Annotated in this window: 18 protein-coding genes; all 18 read left to right on the plus strand. The window is 48.2% G+C overall.

The genetic code is table 11. The annotated features are described in order from the left end of the window. Positions 1-34 precede the first annotated feature (34 nt). The 18 genes from CRO25_RS22150 (at position 35) to murI (ending at position 16275) form a co-directional block, all read left to right on the plus strand. On the plus strand, positions 35-892 hold the full coding sequence (locus CRO25_RS22150; protein WP_231952614.1) for an EamA family transporter: 858 nt from the start codon (positions 35-37) through the stop codon (positions 890-892). 78 nt (positions 893-970) lie between these two features. After that, positions 971-1852, plus strand: a complete 882-nt coding sequence (locus CRO25_RS22155) for a glycoside hydrolase family 43 protein (RefSeq protein WP_079696585.1) — start codon at positions 971-973, stop codon at positions 1850-1852. Between the two features lie 262 nt (positions 1853-2114). Next, on the plus strand, positions 2115-2666 hold the full coding sequence (locus CRO25_RS22160; RefSeq protein WP_306291824.1) for a nucleotidyltransferase family protein: 552 nt from the start codon (positions 2115-2117) through the stop codon (positions 2664-2666). 52 nt (positions 2667-2718) lie between these two features. Continuing rightward, positions 2719-3450: a YdcF family protein gene (locus CRO25_RS22165; protein WP_079696494.1), complete on the plus strand. Its 732-nt coding sequence runs from the start codon at positions 2719-2721 to the stop codon at positions 3448-3450. A 155-nt stretch (positions 3451-3605) separates the two neighbouring features. Further along, positions 3606-4127, plus strand: coding sequence for a hypothetical protein (locus CRO25_RS22170; protein WP_079696495.1), 522 nt, complete (start codon positions 3606-3608; stop codon positions 4125-4127). Between the two features lie 82 nt (positions 4128-4209). Continuing rightward, complete coding sequence (locus CRO25_RS22175; protein WP_079696496.1) at positions 4210-5091, plus strand: TIGR01777 family oxidoreductase; 882 nt, start codon at positions 4210-4212, stop codon at positions 5089-5091. A gap of 256 nt (positions 5092-5347) precedes the next feature. Then, positions 5348-6349: a beta-ketoacyl-ACP synthase III gene (locus CRO25_RS22180; protein WP_064639553.1), complete on the plus strand. Its 1002-nt coding sequence runs from the start codon at positions 5348-5350 to the stop codon at positions 6347-6349. Further along, complete coding sequence (locus tag CRO25_RS22185) at positions 6339-7634, plus strand: ATP-grasp domain-containing protein (RefSeq protein ID WP_079696497.1); 1296 nt, start codon at positions 6339-6341, stop codon at positions 7632-7634. The genes CRO25_RS22180 and CRO25_RS22185 overlap by 11 nt, the downstream gene beginning before the upstream one ends. Beyond that, positions 7631-8626 carry an NAD(P)-dependent oxidoreductase gene (locus CRO25_RS22190; protein ID WP_063564158.1) on the plus strand — a complete coding sequence of 332 codons (996 nt, stop codon included), beginning with the start codon at positions 7631-7633 and terminating at the stop codon, positions 8624-8626. Before CRO25_RS22185 ends, CRO25_RS22190 begins: the two co-directional genes overlap by 4 nt. Beyond that, complete coding sequence (locus CRO25_RS22195) at positions 8620-9480, plus strand: MBL fold metallo-hydrolase (RefSeq protein ID WP_079696498.1); 861 nt, start codon at positions 8620-8622, stop codon at positions 9478-9480. Before CRO25_RS22190 ends, CRO25_RS22195 begins: the two co-directional genes overlap by 7 nt. Next, a complete protein-coding gene (locus CRO25_RS22200) occupies positions 9477-10811 on the plus strand; it encodes a F390 synthetase-related protein (protein ID WP_079696499.1) in 1335 nt (444 codons plus the stop codon). The genes CRO25_RS22195 and CRO25_RS22200 overlap by 4 nt, the downstream gene beginning before the upstream one ends. 51 nt (positions 10812-10862) lie before the next feature. Beyond that, positions 10863-11783 (plus strand): SDR family oxidoreductase, encoded by a 921-nt coding sequence (locus tag CRO25_RS22205; RefSeq protein ID WP_079696500.1) that lies wholly within the window; start codon positions 10863-10865, stop codon positions 11781-11783. A gap of 51 nt (positions 11784-11834) precedes the next feature. Beyond that, positions 11835-12416: a DJ-1/PfpI family protein gene (locus CRO25_RS22210; RefSeq protein WP_072734070.1), complete on the plus strand. Its 582-nt coding sequence runs from the start codon at positions 11835-11837 to the stop codon at positions 12414-12416. Then, entirely contained in the window at positions 12413-12994 is a 582-nt protein-coding gene (locus CRO25_RS22215; RefSeq protein ID WP_079696501.1) for a GNAT family N-acetyltransferase, read from the plus strand. Before CRO25_RS22210 ends, CRO25_RS22215 begins: the two co-directional genes overlap by 4 nt. Continuing rightward, positions 12991-13875, plus strand: a complete 885-nt coding sequence (locus CRO25_RS22220) for a serine/threonine-protein kinase (protein WP_079696502.1) — start codon at positions 12991-12993, stop codon at positions 13873-13875. The genes CRO25_RS22215 and CRO25_RS22220 overlap by 4 nt, the downstream gene beginning before the upstream one ends. Positions 13876-14108: 233 nt before the next feature. Next, positions 14109-14804, plus strand: a complete 696-nt coding sequence (locus tag CRO25_RS22225; protein ID WP_079696503.1) for a GNAT family N-acetyltransferase — start codon at positions 14109-14111, stop codon at positions 14802-14804. A gap of 227 nt (positions 14805-15031) precedes the next feature. Beyond that, positions 15032-15418: a hypothetical protein gene (locus CRO25_RS22230; protein WP_079696504.1), complete on the plus strand. Its 387-nt coding sequence runs from the start codon at positions 15032-15034 to the stop codon at positions 15416-15418. Positions 15419-15450: 32 nt separating this feature from the next. After that, on the plus strand, positions 15451-16275 hold the full coding sequence (murI, locus tag CRO25_RS22235) for a glutamate racemase (protein ID WP_079696505.1): 825 nt from the start codon (positions 15451-15453) through the stop codon (positions 16273-16275). Positions 16276-16304 lie beyond the last annotated feature (29 nt).

The following is a 16304-nucleotide window of genomic DNA, read 5'->3' on the forward strand; positions in this document are numbered from 1 at the left end:
GAAGAGCAAGGCATTAGAGAGGAACGTTTTGATTATGATTTTACCTATAGTTCTGGTGCTCGCTTCCGGGATGGCTCACGCTGTCTGGAGTATGTTCACCAAACGCAGTTTAAACAAAAGTGTGTTTTTATGGTCCATCATGATGATTCCAACCGTAATACTGCTGCCTGTGCTTATCGTGGAGTTGGTACGGGAACCTTTATCCATACCAGCCTATGCACTACTCGTGTTATCGATGGCGCTGCAAGCCTTGTATTCCTGGCTGCTATCGCAGACGTATGAATTGGGCGATTTGTCGCAGATTTATCCGATTATGCGGGGAACGAGCACCTTGTTAGTGCCATTGATCGGTGTTGCTTTTCTGGGGGAAACGTTGTCCATGTTCGGCTGGGTCGGTATTGCCTGCATGATTGTAGGATTTACGGTGCTGAGTGGTGTGGGAAGCAGAGTTGGCAAATCTGGCTCAAGTGTAACAGGATCAAAGCCGGTTCTGATGGCCTTATGTGTCGGGTTATGTACAACGAGTTATGTGTTCGTGGACAAATTAAATCTAGAGCATATTTCACCCCTGTCGTTACTTGAAGTGACGAACATTGGCTTTGTTGCCGGCTTGACTCCGGCGCTGCTCGCTTCCCGCCAACTGCGTCAGGAGTGGAAGAAGAACCGATCAACCATTATGCTGGGAGCGCTGCTGAATCCGGGCTCGTACTTGTTGTTTCTGTTTGCATTGCAGCAGGCGCCAATGGCTAGACTGGGCCCGCTTCGGGAAGTAGGAACGGTATTCGCGGCCTTCCTCGGTATTTTGTTATTGAAAGAACAACAGGGGAAGAAGCGCATTCTCTGTTCCATCGTTATTTTTGGCGGCATATTGCTGATTGGTATGTGGGGTTAATGGAATTCCAGTATTTGGAGATATGGTGTATACTCATGGTTAATGAACCGCTCTCATGAGGAGGATGAACCATTGAACGTGCACCGTTTGGAAGATATTCATTTTCGTGATCCCTACATATTGGCTATACCATCGCGCAAGAAATATTATTTATATGGCTCTATCGGGCAAAATGTGTGGAACGGCCCAGCCATCGGTTTTGATGTCTATGAGAGTGAAGACCTGATCCATTGGAGTGGTCCTTCCCCATGCTTCCGTGCACCAGCGGACTTCTGGTCCGATCACCACTATTGGGCCCCGGAAGTCTATGAATGGGAAGGTCGCTTTTTTATGTTTGCCAGCTTCAAGGCGGAAGGTGTTCCGCGGGTAACAGGTGTGTTGGTGGCTGATCAGCCGGAAGGGCCTTTTGAATTGTGGTGTCGCTCCCTGACGCCACCAGATTGGGAATGCCTGGACGGTACATTGTATGTGGACGATCAGGGTGATCCGTGGATGATCTTTTGCAAGGAATGGGTGCAGGTGGAGGATGGGGAGATGTACGCGGTACGTCTGAAACCGGATCTGAAAGGAACGATAGGCAAACCTGATCTGTTATTCAAAGCTTCCGAAGCGCCATGGTCTGTCGGAGGTGGAGAACAGCGAAACCGTTATGTCACGGATGGTCCGTTTTTGTATCGTATGCAAAATGATGAACTCGTCATGATGTGGTCCACATCCGGTCAAGACGGTTATACACTGGGGATGGCCCGCTCGGTGTCCGGTAAACCGCAAGGACCATGGAAGCAGGATGACAAGCCGTTGTTCGCCAATAATGGAGGACATGGGATGCTGTTTCGAACGTTCGAAGGACAACTGTGTCTCACCATTCATGCTCCGAACAATCATCCGAAGGAACGACCCGTTATTTTCCGCATGCAGGAGAAGCAAGGACAACTGACGCTTATGGATAATCCAACGTAAAATGTAGAAAATGCAGATCATGTATTCGGGAAAGATGCTGGCCTAATCGATTTTTCAATCTTCTTCAATTCATCCCCTCAGGGTAAATGATCTTAAGGAACATCTGTTCAGATGAGCCTAGGATGACTGCCTGAGGGGATTTGTTTATTTTATCGCAGGTACTCAAACATGATATATTGGAAGGAGCAGCGTGTCGGTAATGTAAAAGCGAGCAATGATAGCTCTACAATGAAATGGATAGAGTGACGGGGAGAGACGTTATATGCTGCATGAGGAAAAGTTGATCCAGGCGATTACGGAGCATGAACAATTAATGCATGACCTGCGGCGGATTCGCAGTCTGGATCTGCCTCAGTGTTACATAGGTGCGGGGTATATTCGCAATTATATCTGGGATGTGCTTCATGGCTATCCTCTTCGCGAACTTCACAGCGATATTGATGTTATTTACTACGATACGGAAGATATGCGTGAGGAGCGGGACCTGCTGCTGGAACAAGGGCTTCGCGAGCAGACAGGCAATTCCAAATGGTCGGTGAAAAATCAGGCGAGGATGCATCTGCGTAATGGAAACGAGCCCTATCAATCCACAGAAGATGCCCTTCGATATTGGCCAGAAATCGTCACAGCCATAGGTGTGCGGTTAGATGAACTGGGTCAGGTGTGTATCTGTGCCCCACATGGGCTGGAGGATCTGCATACGTTAATCGTACGCCAAAGTCCGTTTTTCACGGATGCAGACTACTATAATCATCGTGTAGAGAAGAAATGCTGGCAACAACAGTGGCCCAAGCTCACGATCATAAAATCCTGAATCAAGGGCATATGACGGAAGTGAAGGCCCGAGAAGGAGTGTTACTGGATTTATGAAAAAGTTTATACGAGAAAAAGGCCTAATCCTTGATCTTATTTTCATTGCATGTTTTGTGTTCTTCCTTGTTTTCTGGGGCTGGAACTTCGCAGTGAAGTTTTTTGGCATGATCACTGTAGCCTTTATCGTGTTGAGGCGGATTGATTATCAAAAGCATATCCTGCTGAAACGCATTCTGCTTACTGGCTTCGGGATCGCTGCGGTTTCATTTGTAATTATCGAAGCACTTGTGTTTACTCAGCTTAACGCGGATGATCCGGAAGAAGCGGACTATGTCATTATTCTCGGCTCGGGCATCAAGGGAACTGAATTGTCATTGACCTTGAAACAAAGGCTGGATGCCAGTTTGGACTATATCCGCAGTCATCCTCAGACGCCAGTGATTGTATCCGGCGGGCAGGGGCCGGGAGAATCGATTCCGGAAGCACTCGCCATGAAAAACTACCTTGTTGATCAGGGGATCAGCCCCACACAAGTCATTATGGAAGATCGATCGACGAGCACCCAGGAGAATATGGCTTTTTCCAAAAAAATCATTGATGCATCCGGGCTGGAGCATCCCAAGATCATGATTGTCACAAGTGATTACCATATGTTCAGATCCAAGTATTTGGCCGCCAAGAACGGTTACGCTGCCGAATACGGCATTTCCGCTCCTTCACCGGGTTATTTGAAACCGATCAATATGATACGGGAGTATTTTGCATCGGTTAAAGCATTTATTTAGATGCTATTTGCTTTTCCTATAAGAACAGATAGGCAACCTATGCTCTCTTGAAAGAGTTAGGTTGCCTTTTTTGTCATCGTTAAAGTGAATTCAAGGATAACCCGCCAAATCATGATATAATATACGTCATTAATAGAAGAACGATGTAGGAGTGAATGATCATTACAGCATATATGTTACCTGCTCTCTATGAGCAAAAGAAAGTTTCAGCACATGACATGGAAGAGATTGTGCGTCTGTTGGCACACGCACCATTACTATATGATGACGGGCTGTCAATTCAAGTTCAGGACTTCATGGAAGGGTTGGAAATCGAGCTTGAGCATGAGGTACGGCGGGCAGTAATCGAGTTGTATGAATTGGCTGTGCAAGCTTGTCGTCCCTTCTCCGAGCCATCTGCTTATGAGCAGTTTCATGATTCACTTGGATTACAGGCCGAACTATGGCAGGAAGAAGTGCTGACGCTTGCCGAATGGATGGAATGGTTGAAGCAGATTGGTAAAGGTCAAAGAAAACTGCCTGAATACAATTTTACAGCCATGCTGGGGGATTTGCCTGAAGGGTTCATGATTCATGATTTCCATGATGAGCTTATGTATCAGTTGGAGCAAAACTCAGCGAACGCATGGGCGATTGAAGAACGCAATCGTTTATACGCAGCCTTGGGCATAAATTAAAATCAAACAAAACGGTCGCAGACAGTGTTAGTCCATATATAGCTTAGTTGCTTTACCCAGTATGGGGAAATGAGGGGATACCGTGAAAAAGGTTGTGTTGGCGGGTGGAACAGGGTTTGTTGGTCAGGATTTTGCCCAAAGATTCAAGGAGCTTGGTTATGAGGTGCTCATTATCTCACGTCAGCCCGGTCATATTGCCTGGGAGAACCAGGCTGGAATTATACAGGCACTTGAAGGTGCAGAATTGCTGATTAACCTGGCCGGAAAATCCGTAAACTGCCGTTACACGGACGAGAACCGCAAAATCATTTTGGAATCCAGAACACGCACAACCCGCATTTTGGGGGAGTCTGTTCTGGCTTGTAGCAACCCTCCTGAATTATGGATTAATTCGAGCACGGCCACCATATACAGACATGCAGAAGATCGTCCCATGACGGAGAAAGAGGGCGAGATTGGCTCCGGATTCTCGGTGGATGTCGCCAAGGCGTGGGAAAAGGCTTTTTTTGAATTCAGCCTGCCGTCTACACGTCAGATTGCATTACGGATTGCCATTGTGCTGGGAGAAGGCGGCGTCATGGAGCCACTCACCAATCTGGTCCGCTTTGGGCTGGGTGGATCACAAGGATCTGGAACCCAGCAGTTCAGCTGGATTCATATAGAGGATTTGTTCCGCATGGTTATCTATGTTCAGCAACATCCTCAATTGGAAGGTGTGTTTAATGCTTCCTCTCCGCATCCTGTCACGAACCGCCAGCTTATGGAGAGTCTGCGGCGGCAGATGGGAGTTCGGATTGGACTACCTGCACCTCGCTGGATGCTTGAACTGGGAGCACGATTCATCCGGACCGAAACAGAACTGGTTCTCAAAAGTCGCTGGGTGATTCCCGAGAGGCTGGAAAGAGAAGGATTTACATTCAAGTATGATACGCTCGATCTTGCACTGGCCGAGATTTTGAAGTAAGGAAATGAATCAACATGACTGAATAAAAAAATAACACAACGGGAGGGGCAGAGATATCTGCCCTTCTGCTGTATTTTCTGCACTTCGTCATGGCGTTTAGCCAGGCGGGGTGAAGTGTAATTTTCATTTAGATATGTTCGACTAAACATTTACACGATAACTGCGATAACAAGGTTGTTCTGTCATTGGAGTGTTAGTGTACATATTTATTAGTTGAACTTATATTCAGTCAGAAGAAGAGAAAGAGGTAGGTCATATGCAGCTTAGAAGAGTGAGAATTGTTGGAACAGGCAAGTATTTGCCTGAACAGGAAGTAACCGACGAGGAGTTGGATCGCCGTTTGCAGGTGCCTGCGGGCTGGGTCAGCAAAGCAACAGGTGTAGGTGTGCGTCATTACGCTTCTGGTGCAGAGACCTCTTCCTTCATGGGAGCGAGGGCTGCCGAAGCCGCACTTGTTGATGCGGGATTGACGTTCGCAGATATAGACTGTCTGGTGTGTACGAGCGGTACGAAGGAACAACCTTTACCCAGTACGGCGGTATTCATTCAGCAGGCGATGGGACAGCAGGATTCAGGTGTACCGGCTTTTGACATGGATGCGACCTGTTTAAGTTTCCTAAACGGGTTGGATGTTATCTCCTATATGGTGGATGCCGGGCGTTATAAAAGGGTGCTGCTTGTAGCTACGGAGATCGCCTCAAAGGGGTTAAATTGGTCGAACAAGGAGAGTGCTGCCCTGTTCGGTGATGGAGCTGCTGCTGTCATTATTGAACGCTCTGCTGAAGGAGAGTCTTCGCAAATTGTGCATGCCTCGCTGAAAACGTACAGCCGCGGCGCGCGGTTTTCGGAAATTGCCGGTGGGGGTACTCGTCTGCATGCCTCGAATTATGTGGCAGAGCAGCCGGACCCCTATCTTTTTCATATGGATGGACAGGCCATCTTCCGTATGGCTTCCAGGTTGCTGCCAGCATTTATTGACGATATGTTGCAAGCAACCGGTAATCAGATGAAGGATTTCCAATTGGTAATTCCGCATCAGGGAAGTGCCATGGCGATGAGGCTGATCCGCAAGAAGCTAGGAATCGAAGAGGACCGTTTTATGGACATTACACGAAATCACGGCAATACCATTGCCGCTTCCATTCCGATGGGGTTGCATGAAGCGATCAAGCAGCAGCGCATTCAGAGGGGAGATCGGGTGCTAATGATCGGAACAGCCGCCGGATTATCACTGGGAGGACTTATTTTTGACTACTAGATTCACGAAGAATGGACATCAAACATCAGAATCCTTAAATGTGCTGCTCACAGGCGGGCGGGCTCCGGTAACGCTCGATCTGGCGCGTATGCTTCATCGTGCGGGTCACCGGGTTTACGTCGCGGAGAGCGTGGTGCGTCATTTGTGCAGATTGACCAGTGCGGTGGAGCAGTGTTTCATGGTTCCATCTCCACGTCATGAAACAGAGGATTACTTGTTAGAGATGGAGAGTCTGGTTCAAACCTGGCAGATCGACTTGTTGATTCCGATGTGTGAAGAAGTTTTTTATATTGCCCAAGGGACAGATCGACTGCGTAATCACTGCCGTGTACTTGTTTCGCCTATAGAGCAGCTGCATGAATTGCATCATAAATATCGCTTTATTCAGCTTGCAGAGTCGTTTGGCCTTTCGGTGCCGGATACCCGTCTAATCAACAGTCGGCAGGAATGGATGGAAGCGCAGGCTGATCTGGATATAGAAGGGGAATGGGTATGGAAGCCCGTATACTCCCGCTTTGCTGCCAGAGTTCGTATGCCGATATCCTCCACAGCAGACTTTGATAGAGGCGCACCTGATCAGAAGATATACGAAGGTAAAATGAAGCAGCACCGTTTACAGAATGATCCTCCTGGTGACACGGAAATATCCTCGGCTTCCCCTTGGGTTGCACAGGCTTATGTTGCCGGGCAAATGTTATGTACATACAGCGTAGCTTATGAAGGGAAAATCGTTGCACATACAACCTACGACAGTCGCTATCGAACGGGCAGCGTAGGGGCGAGTGTTTTTTTTGAACATGTGGAGCATGAAGGAATTTACGAGTGGGTAAGGCAATTTGTACAGGCGACAGGGTTTAGCGGGCAGATTGGGTTTGATTTTATCGAAACAGAGGACGGACAAGTGTATGCCATTGAGTGTAATCCGAGGGCGACCAGTGGCATCCATTTGTTTCACCCTGGTGATGGCTTGGTACGTGCTTTAATTGCACCTGAAGAGCTGGTGAAAGCAGCAAAGGTGATCATCCCCAAGCAAGGAAGCAAAGCGATGTTGATGCTTCCGATGTTGGGAAGTGGATTGCAGCAACTCTGGGGGAAGGGCGGCCTGCGGACATGGATGACAGCCTGGCGGGGAACGAGGGATGTGGTGTATCTGAGACACGATATGAAACCTTTGTTTGAGCAATTTGCAATTGTACTCTCCGCCTGGCGGCTTGCAAGGAAACATAAGTTCTCGCTGACTGAAGCTTTGACTCACGACATAGAATGGAACGGTGAACAACGATGAATAGAGCATTGGTTACAGGAGCAACCGGATGTCTGGGCAGGCATCTGGCGATACGGCTTGCAGAGCAAGGCTGGGAAGTTACGGGTATGGGACGCCAGCCAAAGCACGGTGCACAGCTTGAGGCAGCAGGCATTCGATTTTATAACGGAGATATACGGGATCAGGCGGCGGTGAATGAGGTCTGTTCGGGTCAGGATGTTGTGTTTCACTGTGCGGCGTTATCGTCGCCGTGGGGCAAATATCGGGATTTTTACAGCAGTAATGTGGAGGGGACACAGCATTTGGTGGACCGTTGTATGAAAGGTGGCGTACAGCGCTTCATTCATGTATCAACGCCGAGCTTATATTTTAACTACAGTCCGCGATATGCCATACATGAGAATGACCCCTTGCCATCCAAACCAGCTAATCATTACGCAGCCACCAAGCGGCTCGCTGAGCAAGTGGTTTTGCAGGCTCATGCTAATGGACTTCCATCGATCATGATTCGTCCGAGAGCTATTTTTGGTCCATATGACCAGACCCTTTTTCCCAGAATCGTTGCAGCAAATGCCAAATCGGGTGTACCTATGATCGGAGGCGGACAGGCACTCATTGACCTGACTTGTGTGGATAACGTGGTGGATGCGCTGTTGTTATGTAGGGATGCCAAGACAGAAGTGCTGGGTCGTGCCTACAATATTTCCAATGGAGATCCGAGACCGTTTCAGGATTTGGTGAGCACGTTGTTTGGAAAGCTGGAAATGTCTTTACACCGTCGAAATATTCCCTACCGAGCAGCATACGGAGCAGCCGCAGTGCTGGAACGTGTACACCGCTTGATTCCTGCGTTAGGTGAACCTCAATTGACGCGGTATACGGTTGGTTCGTTATCGATTCCACAGACGCTGGATATTTCGGATGCCCGTGAGAAGCTGGGGTATGTGCCTCGGTTGACCATTGATGAGGGGTTACAACAATTTGCAGACTGGTGGAGGGCTGAATCATGCTGACAACAACTTCGGTAAAACTTCATCTGGGCGCAGCGGGTTATTGCACACATCCGGAGTTTCTGACGCTGCGTGGTGGAAGTTTGCGTCCGGTGGCCTTTCCGGCCGGCTTTGCGTGTATCATTCATCCTGTACATGGTCCGATTCTGCTGGACACGGGATATAGCTCCCGTTTTTTCAAGGAAACCGCCCGCTTGCCAAACGCGCTGTATCGTCATATTACACCTGTGGTCTATCGTGAAGAAGACAGTGCGGTACATTTTCTGGCTCGTTTAGGACTGGAAGCTTCGGATATTCGGTACATCATCCTCTCGCACTTTCATGGGGATCATATTGCAGGTGTGCGGGATTTCCCACAGGCGCAATTGATCTATCTGCCAAGAGCCTATGACGCCGTGCGTTCACTTGGCCCCATTGCGGCTGTAAAGGCAGGCTTTCTGTCCGGGCTGCTGCCAGAGGACTTTGATGCCCGATCATTGCCTGTTACGAAGCAGCCGGAGAGATGGGTAAGAGCGGGTGAGGATTTTCCTTTTCCCGAGGTATACGATATTTTCGGTGATGGCAGTCTGCTGGGTGTTGACGTATCGGGTCATGCGGAAGGCATGATGGGAATTTTGCTTAGTACGGAGTCACATGACTATTTTCTGTGCGCGGACGCGGTGTGGTCGAGTCGTGCTTTTCAGGAGCAACGCAGACCTCACGCACTCGCTGGAATCATTATGTCGGATCGTCAGGCGTATCGAGGGAATTTTGACAGACTCGTTCAGTTGCATCAGCAGTTTCCAGCGCTTCGGATTGTGCCCAGTCATTGCCGTGAAGCGCTGAATGCTTGGGGTACAGAGGGTGAGCACATATGAGCAGTACACTGCGTATTGTCTACCATTATGCACTTGCACGGGGATTGAGAAAATGGAAAACACGAGCGCAGCTTGAACGCTGGCAGGAACGCCAGATCATTCGGCAAGTGGAACGGGTTCGTAAAAAGTCCGCTTTTTACCGGGAGTGGTGGGGTGATGTTGATGCATCCAACTGGAGAAGCTTTCCGCTGATTGACAAAACGATCATGATGCAGCATTTCGATCGGCTCAACACGCTGGGCATTTCCAAGGGCGAAGCGATGGCTCTCGCCGGGGAAAGTGAGGAAACGCGTAATTTCAAGCCATCCGTTCAGGGCGTGACGGTAGGCTTGTCCTCAGGCACATCGGGCAACCGGGGGTTGTTTCTGGTGAGTGATCGTGAGCAGGATGCGTGGACAGGGACTGTGTTGGCCAAGCTCCTGCCTGGCGGACTGTGGAAGCCTGCCAAGATCGCCTTTTTCCTCCGGGCCAACAGTAATCTGTATGAATCGGTGCAGCGGGGTAAGCTGCAATTTCAATATTTTGATCTGCTGGAGCGTGTCGATACCTTGGTTGAACGTATGGAAACATACCGACCCACCGTATGGGTAGCGCCGCCCTCCATGCTGAGAATGTTGGCTGAGGCTTATACGTCAGGCACATTGACCACTGTACCGGACAAAATCATTTCGGTTGCTGAAGTGCTGGACCCCCTGGATCGCAAGGTGCTGGAGAGTGTTTTTGGGCAAACCATTCATCAGGTTTACCAGTGTACTGAAGGATTTCTGGGCGCAACCTGTGGCTTAGGTACTTTGCATTTGAATGAAGATATCGTTCATATTGAAAAAGAGTTCATTGACCCCACGACCCGGAGGTTCGTGCCTGTAATCACGGATTTCTCCAGAACCTCACAGCCGATTATCCGGTATCGACTGAACGACATTTTGACCGAGGCAGCGGTTCCTTGTGCCTGTGGGTCTCCATTCACTGCCATTGAGCGGATCGAAGGCCGCTGTGATGACACGCTTTATTTTCCACATCGACAAACGGGCGAAGCCGTACCTGTATTCCCGGATTTTGTTACGCGTGCGGTGATTGCAGCCTCTCCAGTTATTGAGCATTATCGCGTCGTACAGCGAGGTAGCGGGATGTTGGAAGTATCGCTTCGGCTCGGAGGAGGAGAAGGGATGCAGCAGGTGGAATTTTGTGTGAAGCGGGAGCTGACGAAGCTGGGAGAGCGGCTGGAATGCACCATACCCGAGATCATATTCGTTCCTTATACGTTTGAACCGGGAATAACGAAGCTGCGCCGAGTGGAGAGACAGCACACTTGTAGTGAAGCGTTTGGATGATAAGGTAACGTGATAAATCGACTAAATCCATCGAGGGAAGAGGTGAAGCAGATGACAGAACAGAAGATACAGACAGAGGATGATCATATACAGGGCGAAACAGGTTTAACCGTGGGGAAATCGAAAGAGTTCAACCCAAACGCCCCTGTGGCGTTAATCACGGGTACATCGAGTGGGTTCGGCATGCTTACGGCGGTTACGCTGGCTAAACAAGGATATCGTGTTGTGGCAACGATGCGAGATTTGAGTCGGAATGTGGAATTGGCAAGGTTGGCGGAGCAGGCGGGCATTTCGGATCGGTTACAGGTTATTCGCCTGGATGTAACGGATGGTGATTCGGTACAGGAGGCTGTTCAGACGGTACTTCAAAACAATGGGCGGATCGATATGCTGGTGAACAATGCAGGATTTGCGCTTGGCGGATTTATTGAAGAAGTATCCATGGATGATTGGCGTCGGCAAATGGAAACGAATCTGTTTGGCTTGATTGCCGTTACACGTGCGGTCCTGCCTGTCATGCGTGAGCAAAAGCAGGGATTGATCATCAACTTGTCCAGCGTCAGTGGATTGTCCGGTTTTCCAGGTTATGCGCCGTATGCTGCATCCAAATTCGCAGTGGAAGGTTTCACGGAAAGTTTGCGTCATGAGATGTCCTCGTTCGGCATCCGGGTTGTGCTGGTAGAGCCGGGTGCTTATCGTACACCCATATGGAGTAAAGGCTTGGGCGAAATTCACAGGAGCGACCATTCTCCCTATAAGGATAAGCTGGACGCGGTTCTTCGTTATTCCCAGCATGCTGGAGAGACTGCACCTGATCCGCAGGAAGTGGCCGATCTGATTGCTCGCATTGCACGGATGCGTGCACCAAGGCTTCGTTATGCGCTGGGCAAAGGCTCGCGTTTGCTTATCATCGGCAAGCTACTGCTTCCCTGGAAATGGCTGGAGTGGATTATTGCGCGTGGATTGAAATAGAATCAGCTACGAAACTCAATCACGAAATAAAAAACACTGGAGGGCTTTCATATGAAAATCGCTTTTGTTTTGTTTGATGGTTTGACTTTCCTTGATTTTGCAGGATTTTATGATGTGATCAATCGGTTGAATTTCTTTGAACAAACCAAAGGCACGACGTGGGAAACATGTGCGATGACAGATCAGGTTACGGACGAATCGGGTTTAACGTTGAAGGTGGACCGGGTGAAGCCCAATTTGGCGGAATATGATCTCATTTTTGTTCCTGGTGGCATGGGAACCCGTAAGCTTCGATTCGATGAGGCTTTTGTCGGCTGGCTGAGACAAGCTGAGAATGTTCCACTGAAGGTATCCGTGTGCACAGGCTCTCTGCTGATGGGGGCGGCGGGGTTTTTAACGGGTAAAAAAGCAACAACGCATCCCAATGTCTATGAACTGCTTGAGCCATATGTTGCTGAGGTGATTCAAACTCGGATTGTGAAAGACGGAAATGTGATTACGGCCGGAGGGGTAGCGACGTCCATTGATCTTGGGGTCTATGTTGTAGGTTTGCTTGCAGGCCAGGAAGCCGCAGCGAATGTAAAGCTACAAATCGATTATCCTTATGACATGCAGGGAGTGGTTGAAGAATGAATGAAGGTCAGAAGAAGAACGTGTTCATCCTTCGCAATATACGCAGAGATGAGGCAGAGAAATATTGGCCTTTGCGGCTGGAAGCACTGAAAAATCATCCGGAAGCCTTCGGGGCTTCATTTGAAATGTCCATTCAGCTTCCCATGAGTGAAGTGCAGGAACGTATACATACCGAACCCGATAATTACATTCTGGGTGCATATACAGAAGAAGGCATCCTCACAGGGACAATGGGGTTCAAAAGAGAACAGGGACTAAAGCTGAGGCACAAAGGATACATCTGGGGAGTTTATGTCTCACCGTCTTATCGTGGATGTGGACTTGCTTCCCGATTGCTCCGCGAAGTGTTGGATCGGGGCAGGGAATTGGAAGGCATAGAGCAAATCAATCTCAGTGTGGTTACCACAAACGGGTCAGCAAGGCGATTGTATGAGCAGCATGGATTTGAAACCTATGGCATTGAGCGCAATGCACTGGTCGTTCAGGGAAAGGGTTACGATGAAGCGCATATGACGTACTTTTATGCTGAGCGTTTGAATGTGAGCGATGAGCATGTTGAAGAAGGTGGTGACTTATGACGGACACGGTTCAGCTTGAACTTGACGGCATTTCTTTTGAGTTAAAAGAACCTCATTCATTCGAGTGGATCGCGCGCCTGGGTACTGTATTCCGTGTGTTTGATCAGCAGGATTCTGGCAATTTGTCCTTTGGTATTCTGGGTCTGGACGGAAAGCGGATATTCGTGAAATATGCTGGAGCATGCACGATACATGCGAACAGTTTAAGTACACCTGCCGAAGCGATTCATTATTTGAAATCATCCGTTTCCATATACGAAGATTTGGCACATGACACATTGATTCATTTAAAAGACCATTTTGCAACGGAACATGGCTACGTCTGTGTATTCGATTGGGTGGAAGGAGAATGTCTGCATTCCCATTGGGATTTTCCACCACCAGCCAAGTATGAGGACCCTCGTTCCCCCTATTATCGATTCAGACAGCTTCCGGTAAAGACGCGTATTCAGGCGATGAAGCAGATTTTGGATTTTCACATCGAAGTGCAACGGAGAGGGTATGTGGCTGTTGATTTTTACGATGGCAGTCTGATCTATGATTTTGACAAACAATCGATGAAAATATGTGATATTGATTTGTATCGAAAGGGCTCTTTCACGAATACGATGGGACGGATGTGGGGATCATCCCGGTTTATGTCTCCTGAGGAATTTGAATTGGGTGCACCAATGGATGGAATTACGAATGTGTTCAACTTAGGAGCGATGGCTTTTTCCCTGCTGGGTGGAGAGTTGGATCGTTCATATGCCAGATGGGATGCGGGAGAAGCGTTGTACCAGGTGGTTATTCGAGCAGTAGACCCTGAGCGGGCAAGTCGTTATGCATCGGTTGCTGAATTGGGTGAAGCATGGAAAAAAGCCGTGCTGCAGGATCAATAAACGATATTGAATCACTGTCTAGATCTTAAAATTCTCTAATATATTACTCATACGCAATTGTGCACATTGGATTCGTATCTGCACGTGATATACCGTATAATGGAAATTAATGAGGGGGTATAGCCAATGTGCAAATATACGATATCAGGATTAATAACTGATTTTCTGAAGCAGCATGACGCTGGAAAAAGAAGTGTAGGCGAACCATTATTGCAGAGGTTCATTCCGTAATTATGAATCCCATTTCAAACCGTTCACCCATGGATATGATGAAAATTCAGGCAGATACATTGTATACGATGGACAATCAGAAGCGTCTGTTAAGTATTAACGAACCGGATGGTGGGCAGGCTCCAGCCTTATTTATTGGAATAACTTCTGTCGGGCAATGTTCCTACTATCATGAGCAGTTGCCGTTCACTCTGATTGAAGAGCTAGGCTGTGATGCTGAGCTTCCGCTCGATATTGCGAAGCTGATTCGGAGAGTGGAGACGTTTAAGCCAGTGAAGAGTGCATGGATGGGCCCGGCTTATACATTTCCCGAGAAGTGCGGCGAATGGCATCCAAATGTTCAGCTTATAGAGAGTCATCGTACTTTTCTGCTGGAAAAGCATTTTTCTGATTTAATAGAGCGTCTGCATGAAAAAATGCCCGTTATTGCTTATGTTATGGAGGATTCGGCTGTCGCTGTATGTTGTTCGGCCCGTGTATCCCAACAGGGTGCTGAGGCTAGTCTGTATACGGCGCCTAATTTCAGAGGACAGGGTTATGCAGCGGAGGCGGTAAAGTGCTGGCAGTATCATATTAAAGAGAGCGGGCGCATTCCAATCTATAGTACATCATGGGATAATATAGCTTCGCAAACTGTTGCCCGGAAGCTGGGACTAATCCAGTTTGGTGTGGATTTCAGCATCACGACCTCGTCATAAAAGATGCAATCATTTGTGTTAAATGAAGGGCATCAATCCGCTGGGTTGAAACTCTGGATCAAAAGTTGTTGTTGCAGCAATGATTAGGAATTTTGTACAAAAGAACCTGCAATAAGTCATTGTAGCGCATATCCGTATCTATCGGGATGAGTATAATTATGATCATAGCTTTGTCGAGTTTATTGAGAGTGCCGTTCATAAGTTTGAGCAGGGACAGGAGTGATTCCATGATTCGCAAACGTATTGCAAGCGGCACGGTGATGCTGTGTGCAGCATGGATGTTGGTAGCATGCTCGAATCAGGTGGAAAGTCATGACGTGAGCTGGAAAATTGATAGCAATCTTCAGCAAATCGTGAACGAACCTGAGATTCTGACCAGCAGTAATCCAGGTGATTATATTGCTGCTAATACAGAGGCGTATGCTCAGATTCTGGATACGGGTGAAGAGGGACTGAACGTCCTGATTCAGCAGCTGGAGTCCAGTTCGAATGATGGCCTTAAGGAATGGCTTATGGCTCAGGCTAGTAGTGAACTGCTCGGAGAGCGTAACCCCGTGGAACGCTGGCAAAGTGGCAAAGACTGGCTCAGACAGTATAAAATGAAGGTAGAATAACATAACTCACCTCCCAGTCATCATGAGCAGGAATGAGAGGTTCCAGGAACCTGAAAGAATACGTTATAGAGGTGAAACCCTTGAAGAAGAAAATTGCATTTTTTGACTCGGGAATCGGTGGTTTAACCGTCTTGCATAAAGCTTTGCATCAATTCCCTGAAGAAGCGTTTCTGTATTATGCCGATACATTGCATGTTCCTTATGGGACCAAGTCCGCCGATGAGGTTAGAGGACATATCTTCCATTGTGTGGAGGCTATTGTTCAGGAAAATGTGCAAGCGATTGTGATTGCCTGCAATACAGCGACCAGTCTGACCGTGAAGGATTTACGTGCCAAGTATGATATCCCCGTTATCGGGATGGAGCCTGCTGTGAAACCGGCAGTGGAAATGAATCGAAGAAGCGGCAAAAGAGTGCTTGTATTTGCTACAGCCCTAACCTTGAGTCAAACGAAATATCATGAATTGGTATCCCGAGTGGATGATCACCACAGTGTCGATTCCATTCCATTACCTGAACTTGTGGAGTGGTGTGAGCAGTTGGACTTTGATCCACAGAAGATTGCGGCGTATTTCCGCCTTAAACTGGCTGATCTTGATCTGAACTTATACGGTACAGTTGTACTTGGCTGCACGCATTACCCGTTTTATACATCGATTCTTCGTACGGTTCTACCAGATCATATTCAGATTATTGATGGCAGTACGGGAACGGTTAACCGCTTGAAGCAGCTTCTTGGGTTGGCAGACCAAAAGGGCGTGTGGACAGAGGATAATGTTACTTTTCTTAGTTCATCTGGCCGTTCGGAAGACCGGGAGAACATGCGAATTGCACTCAAATATCTGGAGAAGCATTGAATGTAATTTGAATCAACAGGAGTTGAAGG

This window comes from Paenibacillus sp. RU5M, from assembly GCF_900221055.1.
GTDB classification, from domain to species: domain Bacteria; phylum Bacillota; class Bacilli; order Paenibacillales; family Paenibacillaceae; genus Paenibacillus; species Paenibacillus marchantiae.